The organism is Erythrobacter sp. W36 (assembly GCF_057364935.1).
This window is the reverse complement of the sequence record NZ_CP200281.1, coordinates 3,233,328-3,255,069: the sequence shown is the minus strand read 5'-3', so window position 1 is coordinate 3,255,069 and position 21,742 is coordinate 3,233,328. Positions and strand designations below refer to the sequence as shown.

The following is a 21,742-nucleotide window of genomic DNA, read 5'->3' as shown; positions in this document are numbered from 1 at the left end:
GAAGATTGGATCAAAAATTCAGGCGAACAGCCCGCGCACGCCTGTTTCGACGGCGCTATCGAGCTCTGTTTGAAGGCTAGCGGCAGCGGTGCTTTGCTCGTCATGCTCACTAGGCTCAGAGGGTTGGCTTTGCGGGTCATCTTGCCTCGACCCTGTGGCTGAGCCGAAGGCGCCAAAATCACGCTGGGATTGGCCCGATTGCGCGCCTTGGCCTTGGCTGCCCTCAGAACCGCGCTGACCAGCGCTGGCGGTGTCGCTGGCGGCGCTAACACCGCGCTCGGCCAGCATGGCCTGCACAGCTGGGACGAAGCCTGGGTCGCGGTTCGACAGAGTGGCTCGCATGTCGCCGGTGGCGGCATCAATCCGCATGCTCACCAGGCCAAATTCGGCATGGCGCATTAGGATTTCGGGCCGGGCTGTCTTGCTCGCCTCGCGGGTCTGCACAATCTGCTCGAGCGATTGCTCAAGCGCGGCAGCACCTCTGCCATCAAGCGCCGCGCCAAAGGGGCTGGCGGCCGCGTTTGGAGCGGAAGATGGCGCGCTTAGCGATGTCACAGGGACCGCGCCAGTGACCTGAGAGGTTGCTGCCTCAGCGCTTGGGGTCGCTGAGTTAAGAGCGGTTGCCAGCAATGGGTTTTGACCGCCGAGCATGTCAGTTACTGCAGCCCGAATAGGCTTGTCGCTCGCTGGTTTGGCAGGCTCTCCGATGGCTTTCAGCGCGCTCGCCAAAGCGCCTCCCGGCAGAGTGACAGGAATGGGCTGACCTTGCGCGTCGGCGGCAATCGCGGACTTCGCAGCGCCGTCTGGCGTCGCAGTAAGTGGAGCAGTCACTTGATCGAGCGGAGCCGATGGTAGAACGGCGGGATTGGGCGCGGCAGCCGCCAAGCTGGCTGGGGGCGCAGCTTCTGATTGCTTGGTCGCGGATTCAAGCGGCCTAGAAACCGGAATGTGATCTGACTTCAAGGCTGCATCGCCCGTTCCTTCGAGACCGGCGCTGGCAGGCGGCAAGGCATTGCCGCTTTCCGGCAAGAGCTCGCCAATTGTCTGACCGGGCTCCAGCGAGCCGTGGTCGGTTAATGGAGCCGCCTCGCCTATCGCATCAGGCAGCACGGGCACTTCAGAGGTAGGTTCAGCGATTGGGCCAATGCTTAGCAAGGTGCTAGCAGATGCCTCCAAAACCTCAGAGAACTGGCCTTCGGGCGCCAGCCCAAGACCTTCCGCCACCCCTGCCTCGCCGCTCGGCGCATTGTCAGCCACCTGGTTTGCAGACGGCAAAACTGTGCCGAGCAGCACCAGCGCTCTTGGCATTTTGGGCGGTGGGAAGGGCCAAATTCATCGCTTTCTCCGCAATTCGTGACGTGACTGAGCTTTCTCAGCCTAACGGAGCAATTTGCGTGCCAGCATCGCTTGATCCGCAGTCTCACGCAGTTGCACGGTGCGATTTTGTTCACGCTTTTCACTGGAGAGATGATCCTCCAGGCGCTCAAGCCTTTGCTCGCGTTCCGCCAGTCTCTGCGCAGCCAATCCGCGCTCATCTGCCGCGAGCGCGCGTGATCGCTCAGCCTCGCTCGCTATGCCGGCAAGCGAGCCCGCGAACCGCGCAGACTGGATGAAGTCGCTCCCCTCGAGCTCGCCCGCTGTGCCACTGTAAGTACGGGCCAGCGTCTTGCTGCGCTCGGCCAGATTGGCTGATTGAGTCTCAGTCGCCTGAGCATTCGCTAGGGTGCCAATTGCCTCACGCCGCGCAATCACAGCGATGCGGTGTTGGCGCTGAAGCGTCTGCAATCGGCGCGCATTACGCGCCATCGCTTAGTACCTCCGACAATTCGGCGAAGCTCTGGGCAAGCCCAACCTTTTCGCCGCGCTCCTGCTGAAGGAAGGCATCGACTTGAGGCCCAATCCTGAGCGCTTTGTCGAGCAGCGGGTCTGCGCCTGCGCGGTAAGCCCCCATCAAAACAAGGTCACGATTTTCTTCTCGTACGGCGACCAATCGGCGAAGTTGGCGGGCATGCTCGGCCTGCTCAGCACTCACCAAATCTGCCATAACCCGACTCAGCGAGGCAGGTATATCGATCGCAGGATAGTGCCCGCGCTGCGCCAGATCTCGCGACAATATGATGTGACCATCTAGGATCGCGCGCGCCGTGTCGACCACCGGGTCCTGCGCATCATCTCCATCCGCCAGCACTGTGAAGAGACCTGTCACCGCCCCGCCGCTACTGGCTGAATTACCTGCCCGCTCAACCAATTTGGTCACGGCAGCTAGTGCAGACGGCGGATAGCCACGCGCTGCACCGGGCTCGCCGAGCAAAAGCGCCAGTTCCCGCGCAGCGTGAGCGACGCGGGTGAGGCTGTCCATGATCAGCATCACGCGCTTGCCGCGCGCCCGAAAATACTCCGCAATGGCGCTGGCATATTGCGCCGCTCTGAGCCGGAGATTGGGTGCATGATCCGCTGGGACCGCCACGACCACAATGCCGCCGCGCTGCGCGCCGGACATATGCCGCGCGACAAAATCAGAGACCTCCCGCGCGCGCTCCCCAATCAGAGCGACCACAGTTATGTCGGCCTCTGAATTGGCGGCAATCATATCGATCAGTACGGATTTCCCGACACCGGACCCCGCGATCACACCAAGCCGCTGGCCTATTCCCATGCTCGCAAGAGCGTTAATCGCGCGGATCCCGCAGTCAAACGGCTCGCAAACAGGCGAGCGTTCTAGCGCGCCTTCGCGTTGCCCAGCCAGCGGCCAATCCTCGCGCAGATCAATCGGCGGACCGCCATCAATCGGATCGCCCAGCCCGTCCACCGCGCGCCCAAGCAGGCCCTCGCCCACTCGGACATTGCCGGGCGAACCGAGGGCGCGAACGCACGCATTTGGACGCAGCAGCACAGTATCACCGAGCAGCATCATCAGCGAATGACCAGCGCGAAAACCGATAACTTCGGCAAGGCTTTCCGCCCCGCCATTATCGCTCTCAATCGCGCCAAGCGTACCGATGGGTAGCGGCAAGCCAGAAACCTCGACCAATCCGCCATCGCACGCGACCACGCGGCCAGTCAGCACCGGCGCGCTGCTGACACGGGCCGCCCGCATCCGCTGCAATTCCAGTTGAAGCTCGGCGATCATACCGCCAGCGCGGCGGCGATGGCGCGGCTCCATTCACGAGGGCCATCGCGCACAGCGCCATCGGCCCCTTCGAGCCGAATGTTGCCGCGGCCGAGCATTGCGTCGGCTTCGATTTGCCAATGGTCAGCAAAATCTGCGCCCAGCACCGCGATGTCTTCAGGGTTGAGGTGAAGCTTACACTCTGCCGCTACGCTACCGAGCCTTTCGGCAGCCGCCTCACAGCGCCCAGCCAAAGCCTCGCGATCAATCGCGTGCGGTTCCAATACTTGCTCACAGAGTTTCAGGACCGTGTCAGCCAGCTCGCTAGCGAGCGTGTCTAAAGCGGCCTGATCCAGCGAGCGAAAGGCTAGGCGCAGCGCGCGTTTGTGCTCTGCCGAAAGTGCGGCCTCTGCCTCCGCAGCAGCGCGGCCAGCGGCTTCGCCTTCGGTATAAGCAATTGCGACCGCGTCGGGTTCAGGTTCGGGAAGGGCTTCGCTATCCGTCTTTGGCTTTGGCTGTGACACGAGCGGCATCTGATCGACAAAACCCGCGCTCGCCCCAATGGCCTCGATCCAGCTTGCACCTGCGGATTTCGCCGGAGTTTCAGTGCCGGCGCCTGCCTGTACAGCAGCGATCCAATCAGACGAACTCGCCATCATCGCCTCCGATCACAATTTCGCCTTGCTCTTTCAGCTCACGGGCCAAGCCGACGATCTTGCGCTGGGCCGCCTGCACCTCTGCCCGGGACAATCGACCGCGCAGCTCGATCTCATCCTTCACGCCGTCCGCAGCGCGGCTCGACATGGCAGCGAAGAATGGAGTGCGTTCTTCGTCCGTGATGCCCTTGAGCGCATCGACCAGAGCCTCGTTATCGACATCACGCAGCAGGCGTCCCATGCCTTGCGGATCAAGCTCAAACAGCATTTCGAAGGTGAACATTTCTTCTTCGATCGCAGCGGCGAGATCAGCATCCTGCTGAGCAATCGCTGGCAGAACGGTTTGTGCGACTTGGCCTGCGGCGAGGTTGATGAGGTTCGCCGCCTCTCTCGGCCCGCCGATCTGCAACGCGCCGGGACCAAAGCTCTGGCCAATGCGCTGGGACAGCAAACCGTCAATCATATCCACGGCATCGGGTGACACTGGTCCGATCTTGGCAACGCGCGAAACCACAGAGGTTTGCAAGTTGTCTTCTAGTGCTGACAAGACTTCCGCTGCGGGTTCAGCTTCAAGCATCAGCAGCAAAGCAGCGATGACTTGCGGGTGCTCGTCCTCGATCAGCTTCACCAATATCTTAGGTGCCAGCCAGCGCGCCATTTCAATACTGCGCGGGCGCTGTTCCGGTTCGATGCGCTGCATCATGCTTTCCGCTTTGGTTGGGCCCAAAGACTGCTCCAGCATGGCGCGCACTTGAGCTGGGCGATCTTGCGCGGGCAGAATCTCGCGGTCTGCCTCGGTGACGAAATCGGCAAGCGCCTCAGCAATCTCATCCTGCGCAATCTCACCCAGAGCGCACATGGCAACGCCCAGACGCTCAAGCTCATTGGGGCCAAGATGCCCGAGCAGCTTCACCGCCTCATCATCGCCAAGCAGCATCAAAAAGACAGCTGCGCGCTCGATCCGCTCCATGGTTCCGGCTAGGCGCGTTCATTTCGCGCCTGCTTGATCGGGTGCCTGCAACATGCGCTGCAAGGTCGCTACCGCCCGCTCTGGCTGAGAGGCCGCCAATTGCCGCGCAAGCTCAACCTGCTCTGGTAAGTCGCCGACCGACGCCGCTACACCAGCGGCGGTGTCTTCATCGCTCGCACCTGCTGCGTTTTCGTCCTTGCCGTCGTCGAGATCATCATCTTCATCACCATCTGTTTTCCCAGCGCCGCGCACCCGTTTGATGAGAGGCCGGACCGCCAGCAGCAGCACCAGAAGGACAGCGATAAGCGCGGCCACATAGCGCAGCACTGTCGCAAACCACGGGGTCTCATAGAAAGCAGGGGCCTCCATTTCGGTGGTTTCAAATTTGCTAACTACAACCGTCACCAGATCGCCGCGATCTTCGTTTGCTCCAACAGCAGCAGTGACCAATGATTGCACCTCTTCGGCGGTGAGCGGGGCGGCGGCCGCGAGTGCTTCTTCGCTCAAGGCGACGGCAACGGAGAGTTTCACCAGGCTGCCTGGACGCGAATTTGTGACCGCGACCTCGCGGTCCAATTCAAACGCGCGGCTGGCCGAACTTTCTGAGCTGCCAGCGGTATTCGCCGCTTGCTGCGGGTTTTGCGGATCGGGCGCCCCTTCGACCACTTCTGTGGGCGGCGGCGGAGTATTAGCCAGCACGCCCGGTACGCCGCCCGCGCCGCCCTCTGTCGTGCTGGTGGCATTGCGCTCTGTTTCGGTGCGCAAGGCGCCTTCGGGATCGTATGTCTCGCGCGCAGAGGTGACCTCGTTTTGGTCGAGCTCGACCTGAACCTGGCTGGAGAAATTTCCATCGCCAAGCAGCGGCATCAGCAAAGCATTCACTTGCTCGCGCAGCTTCGTTTCAAATTCGCGCTGCAGCACCAGACTGTCGAGCGTTCCGTCGCGCTCCGAGGACAGCAACCGGCCGTTTTGATCAACCACGCGCACTGCATCGGCGGACATGCCGGGCACAGAGCCGGAGACGAGATTGACGATAGCCTCCACCTGATCCTGCGTTAGCGAGCGGCCACCTACCAGCCGCACCATCACGGAGGCGCTGGGCGGATTGGCATCACGCACAAAAACGGAGCGCTCCGGTGTGGCCAAATGCACCCGGACCGCCTCAATCCCGTCAATCTCCTGGATGGTGAGCATCAGCTCGCGCTCCCGCGCTAAGCGCAATCGCTCGCCCTCCAAGGTTCGGCTGGAACCCAAGGGAATAGAATCGAGCATTTCAGTGGAGCTTTGCGGAGCTGCCAAACCGGCATCACTCGCCACCAGCATTCGCGCGCGGTAGACATCGTCCTCCGCCACGGTCAGCATGCCGGTGCCATTGTCGATATTGTAGCTGATCCCGCCCTGCTCCAGGGTCGCGACGACCTGCGCACGCTCACCGTCAGAGAGATTGCCATACAGGATCCGCTGCGGCCCTTGCGCAATCGCCAGATAAAGCGCGGCGACAATCGCAATCGCGCCCACGCCAATGATCGCCGGAAGGCTGCGACGGAAGGCTGGATCGCTCGTCAGTGCAGACAGCCGCTCACGCCAAGTTCCTTCTCCTGCTGAAGGAGAGGCGCTTTGCGTCAAGCCATCTTGAGCCATTGGCAGGCCAGCATCAGCCACCTATCAGCCCCCCATCCGCATGATTTCTTGATAGGCTGACATCAATTTGTTGCGCACCTGAAGGGTCGCTTCAAAGGCTACGCTGGATTCCTGGCGTGCAAGCATAACCTGCGCGATGTCGGTCACCTCGCCGCGTTCATAGGCGGCCTGCATTTCGCTCGAACGGCGCTGGGTTGCGCTTACTTCTTTGAGCGCGTCGCCAAGTGTGTCGGCAAAATCAGTCGTTGGATTTGTAGCGGGCGCAGCACCATTGGCGCCGTCGACAACGCCGCTTGCCGCGCGCACATCTTTGAGCGCTTGGCTGCGGGCCATCACTTCTTGGCGCAGTGCCATGACATCTTGAATGCCAGAGGCTGGGCGAATGGAACTCATGCCTCAGCTCCGGCAGCAAGCAGGCCAGATTCGCGCATTGACGCAAGGCGATACCGCAAAGTCCGCTCTGAAATGCCCAGCGCGCGGGCAGTGCGAGCCCGGTGCCCGCCGCAGCGATCAAGCGCCTCCATGATGGCCTGCGCCTCAGAAGCAAAGGCAATGTCAGATAGCGAGCTTGCATCTTGAATGGCTGGTTCCGGCCAAGCCGGCGCCCCGCCCGCCAGCGCTCGAAGAGAGGCTGGACCGGGCGTTGCCACAGGATTGCGAGGCGCGGTTGCCGCGCCAAGACATGGCTCTGCGACAGCTTCATCAGTAGCGAGACTGCGCACAGGCTGATCAAAGACAATATGCTCAGAGCCAATGCGCGGCTCATCGCCTGCCAATAGGATCGCGCGGCGGATAACATTTTCCAGCTCGCGCACATTGCCGGGCCAACAATGTCCTTCAAGCAGCGCAAGCGCCTGGCCGGTTAGCCAGCACGGCTGCCCTTTGCCGCATGCATGGCGAAGCAACATTCCAAAGGCGAGCGGCGCAATATCACCGCGGCGATCACGCAAGGCGGAGAGTTCGAGGGGGAATACGTTCAAACGATAGAGCAGGTCTTCGCGAAAGCGGCCTGCCTCGACCTCAGCTGCGAGTGTTCGATTGGTGCAGGCGATAATGCGCGTATCGACCTTGACCGGCTTGGTCGCGCCAAGGGGTAGCACTTCGCCCTCTTGCAAAGAGCGCAGCAGTTTTGCCTGAAGCGCGAGAGGCAATTCGCCAATCTCGTCGAGCAGCAGAGTTCCGCCGTCCGCCGCTGCGAATAGGCCTTCGCGCGCTTCGCCTGCGCCGGTGAAGGCCCCTTTGCGGTGCCCGAACAACAGGCCTTCGAGCATTGCCTCGGGCATGGCCGCGCAATTGACCGCTACAAACGGACCCTTTGCACGCGCGGAAGAACGATGCACGAACCGCGCGAACACTTCTTTACCGGTGCCGGTTGGCCCTTCGAGCAACACCGGGATCTCGCTTTGCGCAATGCGCTCTGCCAATGTCAGAAGCGCAAGGCTTTGCTCGTCACCAGCGATCGGCATGCCGCCATGGGCGGAGATTGCCAGCACCGCAGCTCGTGCAGAGGCAAGCGAGCGATTGTTGTAAGACAGTTCGAAGCGGGCTTCACCGGCGCTGCGCAATGACATTTCATCAGCCTGGCTCAAGACCAGATCAATGATGCCCGGCTTGCGCCCTTTTGGCAGGGAAGCGGCATTTTCTGGATCGCTGATACGCAGCCGCGATTTTTGCCAGCTGTGCGCCAAAAGCGGCAAACTTTGATCCAGCAAAGCCGAATGAGCCGCGCTGACTTGCGGATTTATTTCCGTCTGGTTGTCAAAATTCAGTGATGAGCCACTGTCTGAATGCATCATGTTAAGCACCTGTCCCCACGCTGGTGAGGAGGCAATGGCACTGAGGCGTCCAAGATAGAGCAAATTTAAGCCCTAGTATTCATACCTATATCTAAAATTCGGTCGATTGCGCGCTGGCCCTTAAACATCTCAGCGGATGGTCGCTCTTAGCTTCAGCAGCTGCGGAATACTTCGCACTTGCCTGGAATATCAGGAGTTTGAACATGTCAGTAATCAACACCAATATCGGCGCACTTCGCGCACAAAACTCAAGCATGATGGCCAACAAGATGCTCGGCGGCGCAATGGAACGCCTTTCCAGCGGCCAGCGCATTAATGGCGCGAACGACGACGCAGCAGGCCTCGCGATTTCGACCAAATTCTCAGCGGAAATTCGCGGCATCAACCAAGGCATCCGGAACGCGAACGACGGTATCGCGCTTGCCCAAACCGCAGAAGGCGCATTGGACGAAGTTTCCAACATGCTCCAGCGCGTTCGTGAACTGGCCGTGCAGTCAAGCACCGGCACTTATGACGCGGAAAGCCGCGGGTTCATGGACACAGAAGTTGACGAGCTTCGCGCTCAAATCAGCGACATTCTCGCAAACACCGACTTCAACGGCGTGACTTTGTTCTCGACGACCAGCGGCAGCGACGTATCGGTAGACATCGCAGTCGATGCATCACAAACCATCACGCTGAACAGCACCGCAATTGATGGCGACAACATCTCAGCAACCGCACTGGACGTGACCAGCACAACAGCGGCCGCCACCACCATCACCAACGTGGACGCAGCCCTTAGCGATGTGAACGGAACGCGGGCGTCGCTGGGTGCGGGTCAAAACCGACTTGAATCGGCGATCAGCAACTTGACGAGCAACGCCACCAACCTGACCGACGCCCGATCGCGGATCATGGATGCTGATTATGCATCGGAATCCACCGCCTTGGCCAAGGCTCAGATCCTAAGTCAGGCCTCAACAGCCATGCTGGCTCAGGCAAACCAGTCGCAGCAAAACGTATTGTCGCTGCTCCGATAAGATTAAACATAGCCCTTTTCTGGGGGGCATGAGGAAGGCCCGGGGTTCAACACTCCGGGCCTTTTTGCGTTTCAATTCCCGATGCGTGATAGGAGCAAGCCCGCGCGCGCTGGGCCTAAGCCTCGGCAGTGCGATCCTGCCAATCAATGACGGCCAAGTAATTGCGCAGCCGGTTTTCCTCCAAGCTAGCAAGCAGAGGATTGGCATGAAAAGGCAACAGGAATTGCGCTACCTCTTCTGACCAATCCTCGCTCGCATCAAAGATCACACCCAGGCCAAATACGGCGGGCACATGAACATAGTAGAGCGGACGCACATCGCTATCCGCCTCAGCAATGAAATCCTCAACGGCGGTCAACACGCCGTTGCGCGGACCGCCAGCTTCAAGCGCAAAGGCGAATTCTCCATTGCCTTTGAGGCCGCGCTGAAACACCGCTTCATTACCTTCAAGAATGACACCATGATCATAGCTATAATCGTGCCGCTCATCTTCAGGAATTCGGTCAGGAGCGTAATACATGTCCCGCCGCGCGCAGGGCCAAGAGACATCATGCATGAAGGCAATGAGCGGTTTGTTATCCCGCTGGCACACTGCATCAATCGCGCTTAGCTCGCGCAGCACGGTGAAATAATTGTGGTCGCCATCGACAAACCAGGCATCGATGCTCTCAAGTTCGTCGATCTTCTCAAGGCTAGGTGCGGGATGGTGGATCGCAGCCTCACTGCTGGCGACCCATTCGGCAAAGCCTTCGCGCGGCTCAGGATCCACGCAATGCAGTGTGCCCTGCTTGCTCCCGCAATAATCGGCGAGCACTTGCGACATGCCGCCAAATTCGCTGCCAATTTCAGCGATATTGCGGACATTGGCCTTGTCCAGGCTGGGCAGGATAAGCGAGGAAAACTCGCTCATCGAGTGAATGAGAAGGTTCGTCATGCGGCTTGCTCCGTATGGGTCATGGTGTGTTGATCATGCGGTTTGGGCAGCGCTGAATGCTCGCCGCCGCGACGCACCAAAGGCCGAAACACGACTTCGATCATCTCCGGTTCTGTGCTCGGCTTCGCGGCAGGGGAGATCAGGATCAGGCCGGTTTCAGATGTGCATTCGTAAATGCCCGGCGCGTGCTCGCGCAGGCAATCGAATTGAGCCTCAGCGGCCGTGGGCGCAGCATCATTCATCGCGCCGCCGCCAAGCGCGCTGAGCGGCGAGCGGGTTAATTCGGCGATTTCTATCCATTGGCAAACCGCGCCAAGTTGCAATGCAACGGAATAGCCTTTGTCGCCCATTGGAATACGCGCCGTGTAATAGCCGTCATGGGTTGGAACAGCTGACACAGATGACTGCGCTGAACTTTCTGCATTGATATAGATCGCCGGTATCTCAAGCGAACTGGGGGCGTGATCTATATAGGATAGGCCCAATCCAAAGCGGTTTTGGACCATCAGCGACAAGCGCGTGCTCATATCTTCACTCGCCAGCTCAGCGGGCAGATACATCCGGCTTGTGCCTTTCATGTAGAACAGGCCGCGCCGCCGCATTCCGGCCTTGGCATGATCGGTGTCAAACAGCGGCACCATTCGCTCGCTGCCCAAGTTCACGTCATGCTCAAAGCTCTTGACCACCTCCAGCTCGCTCGCTTGCGGCAAGAACATGAACCGCATCAGCGCCGAGCTTGCGCAATTGCGCCAGGCATCTTCGCGGTGAACATCATGCTTACGAATGACCGGCGGATTGAGCGCCTCGCGGCAGAACGCGAGACAGCCCTCTTGTACACGTTCGCGCACAGCGCTTTGACGGCCTTTGACCGCGCTTTCCTTGCGGATTGGTTCGCCGGTCTTTGAGTAGTCCGCGACCGAGCCCATGGCGGTTGTCGCCAATTGTTCGAGCACCGCAACGTTCGCGCACATTGCCTCGAGCAACTCAGCATCAAAGTGGCGCTGATCGATCAGGCCCCGCTTATCAAAACCGCTCGCCGTCATCTCACGCAGTAGCAAATACCGGCCCGCCACTTGCACATCGAAGGCTTCACTCAGCAAGGCGTCGACCCGGTTCTGCGCCGAGCCATTATATCCCAGATCAACCAGCATCAGCGTGTCCCCAGCGGCCGGATTGACGGCCTGGCGGACATGTTCGACCAGCCGGTCGGCATATTCGCGCGAACGCCTGCGGATCAGCTTTTTGCGCTAAGCCGCTGCGCAATTCTGCGAGCAGTTTCGTGCTCGCTTCCGCCATCAATTCTTCAGCGTTCGGTGCCTTTTGATCGACCACGAAAGGAGCGATCTCCTCTTCGGTAAACAGCACCTGCCGAGCGAGCGTTGATGGATTGAGGCCATGTTCGAGCGCTACATGTTCCTCGATCGCCTCGTTGCTGGTGAGCGATGCGGAGACCGCCGCAAACCGGCTGATCTCGACGCATTTTGCGCTCTCCACCGCGCCTCCCTCAGCGTGGACCACGTAAGGCAAATGCCCATCGCGCAGCATAAACAGCCAGTGGATTTGCCCGCCGCGCTCCCGCTCCAGCATCTCGGCTTCCCGGCGCAGCCACTTTTCATAGGCGTGAAAAACTGGGCCGAGCACGCTGAACCCCAGCCTCTGTGCCATATCTGAGATCATTGGTTCTGAGCGGGCCATCAGCGCACGGTGCGGCTGAAGGCCGCGAATGGCCTCTGCCGTTTCGCCGGAGAGCTGCTGACAGGTTCGCTCCAGCCGCAGGCGCTGGCGCACGGTCTCGTCAAACTGCTTCAGATGCAGTGCCGGAATGCCAAGCGCACGGGCGCTGTCATGGTCGGCGGCGCGATTGTCCCCGATATGCAGAATGTCGGAGGGTTTGCACTTCATGGCCTTCATGGCGCGAGCGAGCAGGCCTTGCCCCTTTGAGACGCCGTGGGTTGAGGACGCAAAGACCCGGTCGATCAACGCGGCGACCTCCTCGCCTGCTGATTGCTGGATTAACGACAGCAGTTCGCGCTCGTCCAAATAGGTGTCAGAGACGATGATCACCGTAAGCCCTTGCGCTTTCGCAGCCTTCATCAGCTCGACCGCCGGGGCAAAGGCAAAGCAAGCCTGAGCTTCCGCGCTTAGCTCACTAGCGATTGCCGCGCTGTGGGACGCTGGATCAGCCTTTGGCATGACCTGATCGTAAATCTGAGCCAGGGAAACCTCGCTGCTGCCGCGCCGCGTAATTTGCGCCTTTCGAGCGTTAGCTTCGCCCGCTCCGCGCTGGCGCGGGGTGATGTCAGGCAGCGCGCTAAAGACGTCGCTCGGCGCATGGGTGTCGCGCCAAAGCAAGGTATCAAAGCAATCGAGCGACAAAATCTTCGGCGCATTGGCGCGCTCCAGAGCATTCGAAAGTTCGTGCGGCAGTATCGTCTCGGTCATATTTCGCTCCACCCTGGATGCCGCGCCATATGCAGCGGCTTAATCAGATGGAGTGAACAGCTAAGACCTTATGGTTTATGGAGCCTCGGCCTCAGCCTCAGGGTTTACACCTAAGGGAGCGCGGGCAATTCGGCGCGAGGCGGCGGCCTGATCGTTCAGCAACAAAACCGAGATCCTGCGGTTGCGCGGATCGCCCGGATCAGCCGCATTGAGCGGCTCTCTGTCGGCGACCCCTTCGATCCTCGCAAAGCTATCCTCCGACAGCCCTTGCCGCATCAAAGCCTGGCGAGTTGCCTCAGCACGCCCGGTCGATAGCGACCAATTGTTGGCCGTCACGCCGTCGCGCCAGGGCAGGGAATCGGTATGTCCGCGCACAATCAAAGGCGAGGTGTTTTCCGCCAACGCACCAGAGATGATATCGAGCAATTCGCGCGCTTCGGCAGTGAGCACCGTTGTGCCCAAAGCAAACATCGAAAAATCGGCATCGTCCACCAGATCGATCCGAATGCCTTCAGGCGATCGCAGCACTTTCACTTGCTTGGCCAGATGGCGGATTTTCTGCTTCGCCCTCAGACGCTCCTCGATATCTTCGCGCAGTTTCCGCATCTGCTCGGCTTCCACATCTCGCTTGCCAGAGCCTTCAACCGGCCCGCCCGTTGCATCGCGCGGAATGGTGATCGCTTGGGTGCCCGTTTGGCCCATCGAATTGGGGTAATTGTCGACGTCGGTGATCGAGCTGCCGCCAAGCATGCCGTCGGCGCCCGCGCTTTGCTGGCGCATTTTGACCAGGGTGGGCGTGAAGTAGTCTGCGATGCCTTTGCGCTGGTCTTCCTCCGTAGCGCCAAGCAGCCACAGCAATAGAAAAAACGCCATCATCGCGGTCACGAAATCGGCATAGGCCACTTTCCAAGCGCCGCCATGATGGCCGCCCTCTTCGATCGTGATCTTCTTGACGATGATCGGTGCCGGAATTGCTTCGGCAGCAGACCCATTTGCATCACCATCCGCCATGTTAGCGACCGCGCATCATGTCGAGCAGGTCAGTCAGCTTTGGCCGGTGCGCCGGTGGCAGACCAGACCGCGCTGCTTCCAAAACCATAGGCTGAGGATAGCCATGCAGCGAGGCAACGATCACCTGCTTGATCGAGTAAAAGATCGTCTGGTCGTGGGTGTTCACCTGTTTCAGACGTGATGCCATCGGCCCGGCAAAGCCATAAGCGAGCAACACGCCAAGGAAGGTCCCTACCAAAGCTCCGCCAATCATCTTACCCAGAATTTCAGGCGGCTCATTGATGGAGGCCATGGTTTTGATCACGCCCAGAACCGCCGCAACGATGCCTAGCGCAGGAAACGCATCAGCCAAGGATTGAATGGCATGCTGCGGCTCTTCAAGCTCATGAAGCTGAGTTTTGATCGCATTGTCGATCACATCTTCAACTGCATGGGTATCCAATGTGCCGCTCGACACCACCATCAAAGTGAGCGGGTCACAGATAAGATCGCGCACCGCCGTGTCTTTGAGCAGATTGGGATATTCGGCAAAAATCGCCGAATTTTCAGGGTCTGTCACATGGCTTTCCAGTGCAACCGCACCCTCAGCCCGCAGCATTTTCATCAGCTTGCTGGTCAGCGCTATCGCATCGATATGATCCTGATCAGAATACTTAGGCCCTTTGAAGACCTTGCCAATCCCGCCGCCGAGCAGCTTGAGCTCGTGCATAGTGTTGCCGATCAAGGTTGCCCCGATCGCAGCGCCGCCGATCATCATCATTTCAAGCGGCAAAGCGGCCAGGATCGGGCCCATAGAACCACCCGCCAGCGTGTAGCCGCCAAACACCATGACGATCAGCACAACGATCCCGATTGCAGCAAACACGGTCTATTCTCCTAAAATCGGGTCGGTCAGATTGCGTCGAACAGGCTGAGTGAACTCAGCCGTCCAAAGCTGGCTTGGGTGGCTTCGAGCACTGTCAAAGTCTGCTGCAACTGAGCGATCGCTTCGGTCAGCTCCACGCCGCCCACATCGGCCTGTTCCTCGGCTCGGGTGAGTGAGCGATCCAGCTGGCTTTGCTGCAAAGTCTCGACCCATGCGATCCGTGCACCCAAGATCGTTTGGCCGCGATTGGCGCTTTCCAAAGATGCATCAAAACCGCTGATCGCATCGCGCGCTGCCGCGCCAGGATCGGCGGCTCCGCCCTGCAGGGCCGCTGCCAAGCCAAAGATCAATGCGAAGGCATCGCTCGGCCCGCTGCCATCATCAAACTCCAGAAACTCTGGGCCGGTGATACCGCGCTCCAGCGTTACCCCGTCGGCAATCGTCAGCGAGCCGGTTTGGTTGCTCCCATTGTAGACCACCGCCCCGCTGGCATCGCGAACATAGGCTGCGCCGCCGACTTCGCCGGAAAAGAGGGATTCGCTCGGCCAAGGACACGCCGTTGGCTCTGGTCAGCAACTCCTCGCCAAGCTGCTCAAGCTCGGTCGCAATCGCGCCGTAGTCACTCTCATCCAAGGTGTCATTGCCCGCTGCGATGGCGAGCTCGCGGGCACGCGACAGAAGGTTAGTGATCCCGGAGATTTCATCCGATGCTGCGCCAAGATCGAGCTCCACCCGGTCGGCGTTTTCCGTGCTGATCGCTTGCAAACGGTCGGTGCGTTCCAGCGAGCGCAAGCGCGAGGCAGCCACCGGATCTTGCGAAGACCGTTCGAACCGGCGCCCGGTTGCAACCTGGCCTTGCAGATCCTCCAATTGCGCGCGCAGCCCGCCCAATTGCGAGAGCGAGCGTTGGTAGAAACCGCTAAGAGTGTTGATCGGCGTGCTCATCTTAACGGATCGCTAGAATGCTATCGAAGATCTCATTGGCGACCTGCATCACCCGGCTCGACGCCTGAAAGGCCTGTTGGAAGCGCACCAGATTGGCTGCCTCTGCGTCCAGATCGACGCCGGTTTCTGCCGCCAGCGCGGTCGCGGCGCTTTCAGCAATGGTCGACAGCGCGGTTTGCGTCGTCTCTTGGCCGGAAATCCGGCTCGAGAGGACCAGCAGAATATCGTCAGTGCGCGCCGCCGGGCCATCATTAGCGAGCGCGCCGCGCAGAGCCTCAAGGTTTGAAACATCGCGGCTTTGCGCGGGTGATCCCGCAGGAGCGGTCGCTATGCCAGCGCCAGAGGCCAGGGAAATGGCAATGTCGCCCGCGCCGCTGCCGGAGAAGATTGGCTGACCGCCTGATCCGTCTGGCGCCGTACCATTGGCCTGCGCGCCATTGACGATGGTCATCGTGTAAAGCGCCAGATCATCGAGATCGGTTTGCAAATCGCCATGCGCTTGCAACGCCGCCGAATGCCCCGCGAGCGCTCCGGTGGCCGGGCTCACTGCCGAGCCGCCAATGTCAAAGCTTAGCGTCCCATCGGCTGCCGTCGTCATATTGAGGGTTTCAACCAATGTGCCTTGGACCAGCGAAGGCCCCGAGGCATCGCCCAAGCGGACGCTGGCCGTCCCATTGGTCTGGAGCTCCACAGAGACGCCAAACTGCTCAGAAATCTGCGATAGCGCTGCATCACGCTGATCGAACAGGGCCGCTTGGCCAGCGGTGCCGGGCAGTGCGCGAATGATCGAGGCGTTTATACGGCCAAGCTCTTCGGCCTGCTGGTTGAGCGTGTCGAGGCCAGCGCCCGCGTCGGCTTGAACGGCGCTGCGAAACTGGCCCAAGGATCGGTTAGCGAATTGGAAAGTTTCAGCCACGGCGCGGGCGCTTTCCAGCGCCGCTGCGCGCAAAGACGGATCGAGCGGATCGCCTTGGAGGCGCGCCAAAGACGCCTCGAAGTCAGTCATCACCTCGAATATTTGCGCTTGCTCAACGGCCGTCTCTGCACCGCGCAAACCAGCGATTTCTGCATTGGATCGGGCCAGATCACTCGCGCTGGAGCGGGCCTGGGCTTGCAGCAGGAAATTGTCGGAGCGGCTGATACCATCAAGGCGCACTCCGCTCAGCGCGGTGCTGGTGAACAGGCCGACAGTGGCCGTGCTGACCACCTCGGTTTGGTTCAAAGTGCGGCGCGCGTATGTCGGGTTGCTGGCATTGGCAATATTCTGCGCCGTCAGCTCTAGCGCTGATCGCGCCGCTGAGGCCCCGCTGCGGCCAATATTGATGAGAACGCTCGACATTACTCGCCCCTATTGCCAGCGAGGTGCTGCGAAAGCTGTTCTTCAATACTGCGTGCAATCCCTAGGCCGCCCGACTGTGAGGCGGTCTCGGCGAAATGCTCATCGCGCATGGTTTCAAACTGTTTGAGCCCGCCGCCGGTCAGCGGCGTCTCCTCCGCAAAGCTGCCCGCACGCGCGCTTTCGAGCATGCGTCTCAGCATGATCGCCTCAAAGCCCTCAGCGGCCTTGCGCAAAGCTGCGCGCTCTGCGCTGAGCGGTTCTGGCGCGCTAGGCGCTGCTTTAGCGAGAGGTAGGCCAGGCAATGGCGAGGTGTCAGGCAGAGCGATCATAGCACCACCATTTCCGCCTTCAGTGCGCCAGCTTGCTTGAGCGATTCCAGGATCACCACCAGATCAGCAGCGCCCACACCCAGCAGATTAAGCGCATCCACCAGCTCATTGAGCGAAGCGGTACCAGGCACAGTGCCTATCGTGCTGGATTGCTGCTCAACCTCGATATCCGTTGCGGGCTCGATTGCCGTCTGACCATCGGTAAAGGGCTCTGGCTGGACCACGCGAGGGTCTTCATTGATGCGAATGATCAACTTGCCGTGGCTGATCGCGGCGGGCGCAAGCCGAACAGCCTCGTTGATCACCACGGTCCCGGTGCGGCTGTTGATGATCACTCGCGCGCGCTGCGCCGCAGGGGTCACTTCCAGCATTTCGATATTCGCCAGCATGGCTGAACGCGCATCATTGCCCGCGGGCAAGGTCAGTTCGATGCTGACGCCATCGGTAATCTGAGCAATCCCGGGGAAGACATCGTTGATCGCATCGCGGACGCGCGCTGCGGTGAGGAAATCGGCGCTGTGCAGGTTGAAGCGCATAGTTTGACCATTGGCAAATCCGGTCGAGACCGCGCGCTCAATCGTCGCGCCATCTGGGATGCGGCCAACAGTCGGAACATTGACGATCAGCTGCGAGCCATCCGCGCCAGACACCCCAAGACCGCCCACAGCGATATTGCCCTGAGCCATCGCGTAAATCTGGCCATCCGCGCCATATAGAGGCGTCATGATCAAGGCCCCGCCGCGCAGGCTTTCGGCATTGCCCATGGTCGATACCGTGATGTCGATCCGCTGGCCTGGCTTTGCAAAAACGGGCAGCTCAGCGGTGATGATCACGGCGGCCGCGTTCTCAAGACTGGGGTTCACACCCGGCGGCAATTGCAGGCCCAATCGGCCCGACACGCCGCGCATTGCCTCGGTCAGATATTCCAGATTGCCATCACCTGTTCCAGGCAGGCCAACGACAATGCCATAACCGGTGATCTGGTTCGTGCGCAGGCCTTCGAACGCGCCAATATCGCGGATCCGCTCAGCCGAGGCGCTCGTGCGGCATTAACGCGGCAAGCATCGCCAAACATAGCGCGATCAGACGAGGAAAGTGTGCAAGCATTGCTCTGTCCCTTCCCATCAAAACGGCGTGATCATGCTGAAGAACCGCGACAACCAGCCCGGCTTGCTGGCGCGCTGGACCGAACCCTTGCCCGAATAGATGATCCGGGCATTGGCGACCTGCGAGGAAGAGAGCTGATTTTGTGCATTGATGTCGATCAGGCGAATGCGGCCAGCGAACTGGATCCACTCATCTCCTTGGCTTAGCGACATCTGCTTTTCTCCAACCACTTCGGCGGTTCCATTGGGGTAGATCGCGGCGATTGTGACCGCGACGGCTCCGTTCAACTGGCTCTGCTGCGAGGCATCGCCTTGACCTGAAAACGACCCTTGGCCCGCAGCTTTAAGGGCATCGGGATTGAGAAAATCGAGCGGACCGGCGATCGGTGGGGTTAGTGAGAACCCGCCATCACGCTGTGTATTAGAGGATGCGCTTTTGGTCGTGCGTGTGCTTTCAGTCAGCACAATGGTGACCATATCGCCAAGACTGCGGGCGCGCGTGCCGACATACAGCCCGGCATAGCCCTGCGAGGCTTGGAAGATCGCGCCATTGCTGGCCTGCACATAGCCCGAAGGGATAGGCGAAGGCGCAGCATAGGCAGCCTGCGCCTCCATTGGCGGCGGCGGAGCGGTAAAACCGGGCGCGCGCTGTCCGCCGCCCATGCAGCCAGCCAGCAGCAGCGCGGATCCAGCGGCACACATTAGACGAAAGGTCATAGCTGCGCGCTCCATCACAAGGTCTGGTTGGCGTTGCGCAGCATCTCGTCGACGGCGCTCACCATTTTGGAATTGATCTCATAAGCTCTTTGGGCCTCGATCATCTCGACCAGCTCTTCGACGACATTTACGTTTGATGCCTCAAGCATGCCTTGGCGCACTTGGCCCCGGCCATCCTGGCCTCCGGGCCCAGTTTCCGCCGCTCCGCTGGCAGCGGTTTCGGTAAGGAAGTTATCGCCGCGCGGCGCGAGCCCAGCGGGGTTGATAAAGCTTGCGATGGTCAGCTGACCAATCTGTACGGGCGCTGCATTGTCCGCGACCGTCGCGCTAACGGTGCCATCAGGCGCAACCGAGATCGACTGCGTGCCCTGCGGAACTGACAAGCCCGGCTGCACCGCATAGCCTTGCCCAGTGACAATCTCACCGTCAGCCGACAGCGAGAACGACCCAGAGCGGGTGTAGCCCAATTGTCCGCTGGGCAGTTCAACCTCGAAGAAGCCGGGCCCATCGAGCGCCATATCAAGGCTGTTGCCGGTGGTGTTGAGCGTGCCTTGAGTCTCGATCCGGCTCGTGCCCATTACCTGAACACCTGTCCCGAGATTAAGGCCGATTGCATAGGCAGTGTCACCATTGGATTGCTGACCCGCCACCCGCTGCTGCTGATAGGCAAGGGTCGCAAAATCGGCGCGGTCGCGCTTGAACCCAGTGGTGCCGACATTGGCCAGATTGTTGGCGATAACGCGCATCCGCGCATCTTGAGCCTCTAGCCCGGTGCGGGCGACGTGAAGGGCAGAATTGGGCATGATCTAATCCTTAGGTTTGACTGGTGGTGGCCTACTTCGCGCAGACGCTATCGCATCGACATCAGGCGGGCGCCGGCTTCGTCGAGTTCGCTGGCAGTGGAGATGACCTTCGCGCGCTGCTCAAAGGATCGCTGAGCCTCGATCATCTCAACGAGGGTAGACGCGGTTTCGACATTGGAGGCTTCGAGCGCGCCGGGTGTGATCTCTGCCGTTGGGTCAGCGGGCAAAACGCCGCCCCCGGGGACGCGCAGGAAACTATCGATGCCCTTGGCTATCGCGCTGCCTTCGGGCGAGGCGAGTTTGATCCGGTCGAGCACTTGCGGCTCGCCCGCTGGATCAGCTGGATCGCTGACCAGGACGCTGCCGTCATTGCCAAGCGCGACCTTTGTGCCAGCGGGCACGGTGATCGGTCCCGCTTGCCCGATGACCGGCAGGCCCTCGCCGTTTTCAAGCAGGCCAGAGGGTGCGATCCGCAAATCACCTCGGCGCGAATAGATCTCGCCGCCATCTGGCGCTTGGAAGGCGATAAGCGCGTTGCCGCGAACGGCCATATCGAGCGGTTGGCCCGTCGTAACCACACGGCCCTGCGTCATATCCACCCCGCGCACCACGCCCTGCGCCATAGCGCGCGCCTCCAGTGACCCGTCCCGCAGTGTGGCCGGGGTTACAGCGAAGGCCTCTTGCCGGAAACCAGGCGTGGAGGAATTGGCGAGATTGTTCGCCACAACGCGCTGCCGGTCCATGGCGGCGTTCATGCCGGTTAAGGCGGTGTAGATCAGACGGTCCATTGCAGATTATCCGATTACGAACGCAGGTTGATGATGGTCTGAGTGATCTGCGTCGAGGTATCGATGGCCCGCGCATTCGCCTGGAAATTGCGCTGAGCGGTGATTAAAGCGACCATTTCCTCGGCCAAATCGACATTGGATCGCTCCAGCGCGCCGCTGAGGATGCCGCCGCGATTGCCTGCCTCTGCACTGTCATATTCGGGAGCACCAGAGATACCGGTCGCCTCCCAATTGGTCTGTCCGACCGCGCGCAGGCCGTCAGGTGCGGCAAAGGTGGCAATCGCCAAGCGCCCGACCGGCTCGGTTGAGCCATCAGAATAGGACGCCCTGATCACGCCATTTCCCGCGATCGTCACGCTGGAGAGGGCAAATCCGCCGGCGTTGACTACAGGCGCAACTGCATCGCCGGGCACCGTACTGGTCGGAGCGCCGGTCGCATCAACTGGAAAAGCCTGCACCCGCTGACCCGGCGCATCTTGGATGTTGCCATTGCCATCAATTTGCAGATTGCCGTTGCGGGTAAACTTGGTCTCATTGGTTTCAACATTACGGATGGCAAAGAAGCCATCGCCATCAATCGCCAGGTCCAGGCTGCGCCCGGTTTGCTCGATTGAACCCAATGAAAAATCCTGGTTGATCGCCGAGACTGTTGCGCCAATCCCGACCGAAAGTCTGGGATCAGAGCTGGCGCCGCTGGAGACGATATCGGCAAATTGGGCGGAAGATTTCTTAAATCCAGCCGTTTCCGCATTGGCGATATTGTTGGCGACAACCGCGAGATCGGTCTCAGCGTTTCTAAGGCCGTTCAGAGAGGTGTAAAATGCAGTCATGGGAGAGGTTTCCTAGTGAGAGTTCAGGAGAGTGTGGTGACGGGCGCGGCAGTTTGAGCGGAGGGTGCTGAGTTCGCTGCACTAGCGGCGCTGGCCGCAGCACTTGCGGCTGCTTGAGCCGCCGCATTGGCCGCCTCCAGCGCGGCTTCCTGCGCTTCAATCAGCGCATCGAGCTTGGCAGAGATATCGGTCAGCGTAGCGCTCGATTCCGTGCTCGCAGCAAGGCTGGAAAACTGCGCCATTTGCGCCAGCATTTCTTCGTTGTCCGTTGGCTCCAGCGGGTCTTGCAAAGTGAGCTGGGTGGTCAGCAGGCGCAGAAAATCGCCCTGATCAAGTGATGCCATGGCATTTTGCCTTGGCAGCGCCGACGGCGCATTCAATTGGTCAATCGCGTTCTGGGCTGAGCCTTGGCCCCCGGCGTTGGAAATCGTGTTCATTG

Annotated in this window: 24 protein-coding genes; 1 reads left to right on the top strand and 23 read right to left on the bottom strand. The window is 60.3% G+C overall.

The window, feature by feature from the left end; genetic code table 11:
* Nucleotides 1-18 precede the first annotated feature (18 nt).
* The 8 genes from AC0V6U_RS16040 to AC0V6U_RS16005 all read right to left on the bottom strand — a co-directional run bounded on the left by AC0V6U_RS16040 (nt 19) and on the right by AC0V6U_RS16005 (nt 8,073).
* Nucleotides 19-1,308, bottom strand: a complete 1,290-nt coding sequence (locus AC0V6U_RS16040; protein WP_472644124.1) for a hypothetical protein — start codon at nt 1,306-1,308, stop codon at nt 19-21.
* Nucleotides 1,309-1,377: 69 nt separating this feature from the next.
* Nucleotides 1,378-1,806: a hypothetical protein gene (locus tag AC0V6U_RS16035; RefSeq protein ID WP_472644123.1), complete on the bottom strand. Its 429-nt coding sequence runs from the start codon at nt 1,804-1,806 to the stop codon at nt 1,378-1,380.
* Nucleotides 1,796-3,163 (bottom strand): FliI/YscN family ATPase, encoded by a 1,368-nt coding sequence (locus AC0V6U_RS16030; RefSeq protein WP_472644122.1) that lies wholly within the window; start codon nt 3,161-3,163, stop codon nt 1,796-1,798. The genes AC0V6U_RS16035 and AC0V6U_RS16030 overlap by 11 nt, the downstream gene beginning before the upstream one ends.
* Nucleotides 3,127-3,765: a FliH/SctL family protein gene (locus AC0V6U_RS16025; RefSeq protein ID WP_486169524.1), complete on the bottom strand. Its 639-nt coding sequence runs from the start codon at nt 3,763-3,765 to the stop codon at nt 3,127-3,129. Before AC0V6U_RS16025 ends, AC0V6U_RS16030 begins: the two co-directional genes overlap by 37 nt.
* On the bottom strand, nt 3,749-4,735 hold the full coding sequence (gene fliG / locus AC0V6U_RS16020; protein ID WP_472644120.1) for a flagellar motor switch protein FliG: 987 nt from the start codon (nt 4,733-4,735) through the stop codon (nt 3,749-3,751). The genes AC0V6U_RS16025 and fliG overlap by 17 nt, the downstream gene beginning before the upstream one ends.
* Before the next feature lie 18 nt (nt 4,736-4,753).
* Nucleotides 4,754-6,397 (bottom strand): flagellar basal-body MS-ring/collar protein FliF, encoded by a 1,644-nt coding sequence (fliF, locus tag AC0V6U_RS16015; protein WP_472644119.1) that lies wholly within the window; start codon nt 6,395-6,397, stop codon nt 4,754-4,756.
* Between the two features lie 3 nt (nt 6,398-6,400).
* Nucleotides 6,401-6,769: a flagellar hook-basal body complex protein FliE gene (gene fliE, locus AC0V6U_RS16010; protein WP_472644118.1), complete on the bottom strand. Its 369-nt coding sequence runs from the start codon at nt 6,767-6,769 to the stop codon at nt 6,401-6,403.
* Nucleotides 6,766-8,073 carry a sigma-54 interaction domain-containing protein gene (locus AC0V6U_RS16005; RefSeq protein ID WP_486169523.1) on the bottom strand — a complete coding sequence of 436 codons (1,308 nt, stop codon included), beginning with the start codon at nt 8,071-8,073 and terminating at the stop codon, nt 6,766-6,768. The genes fliE and AC0V6U_RS16005 overlap by 4 nt, the downstream gene beginning before the upstream one ends.
* A gap of 302 nt (nt 8,074-8,375) precedes the next feature.
* On the opposite strand from AC0V6U_RS16005, the gene AC0V6U_RS16000 reads away from it, so the two are divergent.
* Nucleotides 8,376-9,194 carry a flagellin N-terminal helical domain-containing protein gene (locus tag AC0V6U_RS16000; protein ID WP_472644116.1) on the top strand — a complete coding sequence of 273 codons (819 nt, stop codon included), beginning with the start codon at nt 8,376-8,378 and terminating at the stop codon, nt 9,192-9,194.
* A gap of 115 nt (nt 9,195-9,309) precedes the next feature.
* Here AC0V6U_RS16000 and AC0V6U_RS15995 read toward each other — a convergent pair whose 3' ends face one another.
* From AC0V6U_RS15995 to AC0V6U_RS15925, 15 genes are all read right to left on the bottom strand, one after another.
* Entirely contained in the window at nt 9,310-10,128 is an 819-nt protein-coding gene (locus AC0V6U_RS15995; RefSeq protein WP_472644115.1) for a class I SAM-dependent methyltransferase, read from the bottom strand.
* Nucleotides 10,125-11,279: a hypothetical protein gene (locus AC0V6U_RS15990; RefSeq protein ID WP_472644114.1), complete on the bottom strand. Its 1,155-nt coding sequence runs from the start codon at nt 11,277-11,279 to the stop codon at nt 10,125-10,127. The genes AC0V6U_RS15995 and AC0V6U_RS15990 overlap by 4 nt, the downstream gene beginning before the upstream one ends.
* Nucleotides 11,269-12,570, bottom strand: a complete 1,302-nt coding sequence (locus tag AC0V6U_RS15985; protein ID WP_472644113.1) for an HAD family hydrolase — start codon at nt 12,568-12,570, stop codon at nt 11,269-11,271. The genes AC0V6U_RS15990 and AC0V6U_RS15985 overlap by 11 nt, the downstream gene beginning before the upstream one ends.
* 75 nt (nt 12,571-12,645) lie before the next feature.
* Complete coding sequence (locus AC0V6U_RS15980) at nt 12,646-13,581, bottom strand: flagellar motor protein MotB (protein ID WP_472644112.1); 936 nt, start codon at nt 13,579-13,581, stop codon at nt 12,646-12,648.
* Nucleotide 13,582: 1 nt separating this feature from the next.
* Nucleotides 13,583-14,446 (bottom strand): flagellar motor stator protein MotA, encoded by an 864-nt coding sequence (motA, locus tag AC0V6U_RS15975; RefSeq protein ID WP_472644111.1) that lies wholly within the window; start codon nt 14,444-14,446, stop codon nt 13,583-13,585.
* A 26-nt stretch (nt 14,447-14,472) separates the two neighbouring features.
* Nucleotides 14,473-14,925, bottom strand: coding sequence for a hypothetical protein (locus AC0V6U_RS15970; protein ID WP_486169522.1), 453 nt, complete (start codon nt 14,923-14,925; stop codon nt 14,473-14,475).
* Entirely contained in the window at nt 14,828-15,391 is a 564-nt protein-coding gene (locus AC0V6U_RS15965; protein WP_472644109.1) for a flagellin N-terminal helical domain-containing protein, read from the bottom strand. The genes AC0V6U_RS15970 and AC0V6U_RS15965 overlap by 98 nt, the downstream gene beginning before the upstream one ends.
* A 1-nt stretch (nt 15,392) precedes the next feature.
* The gene (gene flgK / locus AC0V6U_RS15960; RefSeq protein ID WP_472644108.1) at nt 15,393-16,730 is read right to left on the bottom strand and encodes a flagellar hook-associated protein FlgK; all 1,338 of its coding nucleotides are present in this window, start codon (nt 16,728-16,730) and stop codon (nt 15,393-15,395) included.
* On the bottom strand, nt 16,730-17,059 hold the full coding sequence (locus AC0V6U_RS15955; protein WP_472644107.1) for a rod-binding protein: 330 nt from the start codon (nt 17,057-17,059) through the stop codon (nt 16,730-16,732). The genes flgK and AC0V6U_RS15955 overlap by 1 nt, the downstream gene beginning before the upstream one ends.
* Nucleotides 17,056-18,081 (bottom strand): flagellar basal body P-ring protein FlgI, encoded by a 1,026-nt coding sequence (locus tag AC0V6U_RS15950; RefSeq protein WP_472645791.1) that lies wholly within the window; start codon nt 18,079-18,081, stop codon nt 17,056-17,058. The genes AC0V6U_RS15955 and AC0V6U_RS15950 overlap by 4 nt, the downstream gene beginning before the upstream one ends.
* A gap of 102 nt (nt 18,082-18,183) precedes the next feature.
* Entirely contained in the window at nt 18,184-18,882 is a 699-nt protein-coding gene (locus tag AC0V6U_RS15945; RefSeq protein WP_472644106.1) for a flagellar basal body L-ring protein FlgH, read from the bottom strand.
* Nucleotides 18,883-18,896: 14 nt separating this feature from the next.
* Nucleotides 18,897-19,685: a flagellar basal-body rod protein FlgG gene (gene flgG, locus AC0V6U_RS15940; RefSeq protein ID WP_472644105.1), complete on the bottom strand. Its 789-nt coding sequence runs from the start codon at nt 19,683-19,685 to the stop codon at nt 18,897-18,899.
* A gap of 47 nt (nt 19,686-19,732) precedes the next feature.
* Nucleotides 19,733-20,473, bottom strand: a complete 741-nt coding sequence (locus tag AC0V6U_RS15935; RefSeq protein WP_472644104.1) for a flagellar basal body rod protein FlgF — start codon at nt 20,471-20,473, stop codon at nt 19,733-19,735.
* Nucleotides 20,474-20,487: 14 nt separating this feature from the next.
* A complete protein-coding gene (locus AC0V6U_RS15930) occupies nt 20,488-21,303 on the bottom strand; it encodes a flagellar hook-basal body protein (RefSeq protein ID WP_472644103.1) in 816 nt (271 codons plus the stop codon).
* A 23-nt stretch (nt 21,304-21,326) separates the two neighbouring features.
* Nucleotides 21,327-21,740, bottom strand: coding sequence for a flagellar hook capping FlgD N-terminal domain-containing protein (locus AC0V6U_RS15925; protein ID WP_472644102.1), 414 nt, complete (start codon nt 21,738-21,740; stop codon nt 21,327-21,329).
* Nucleotides 21,741-21,742: the final 2 nt, after the last annotated feature.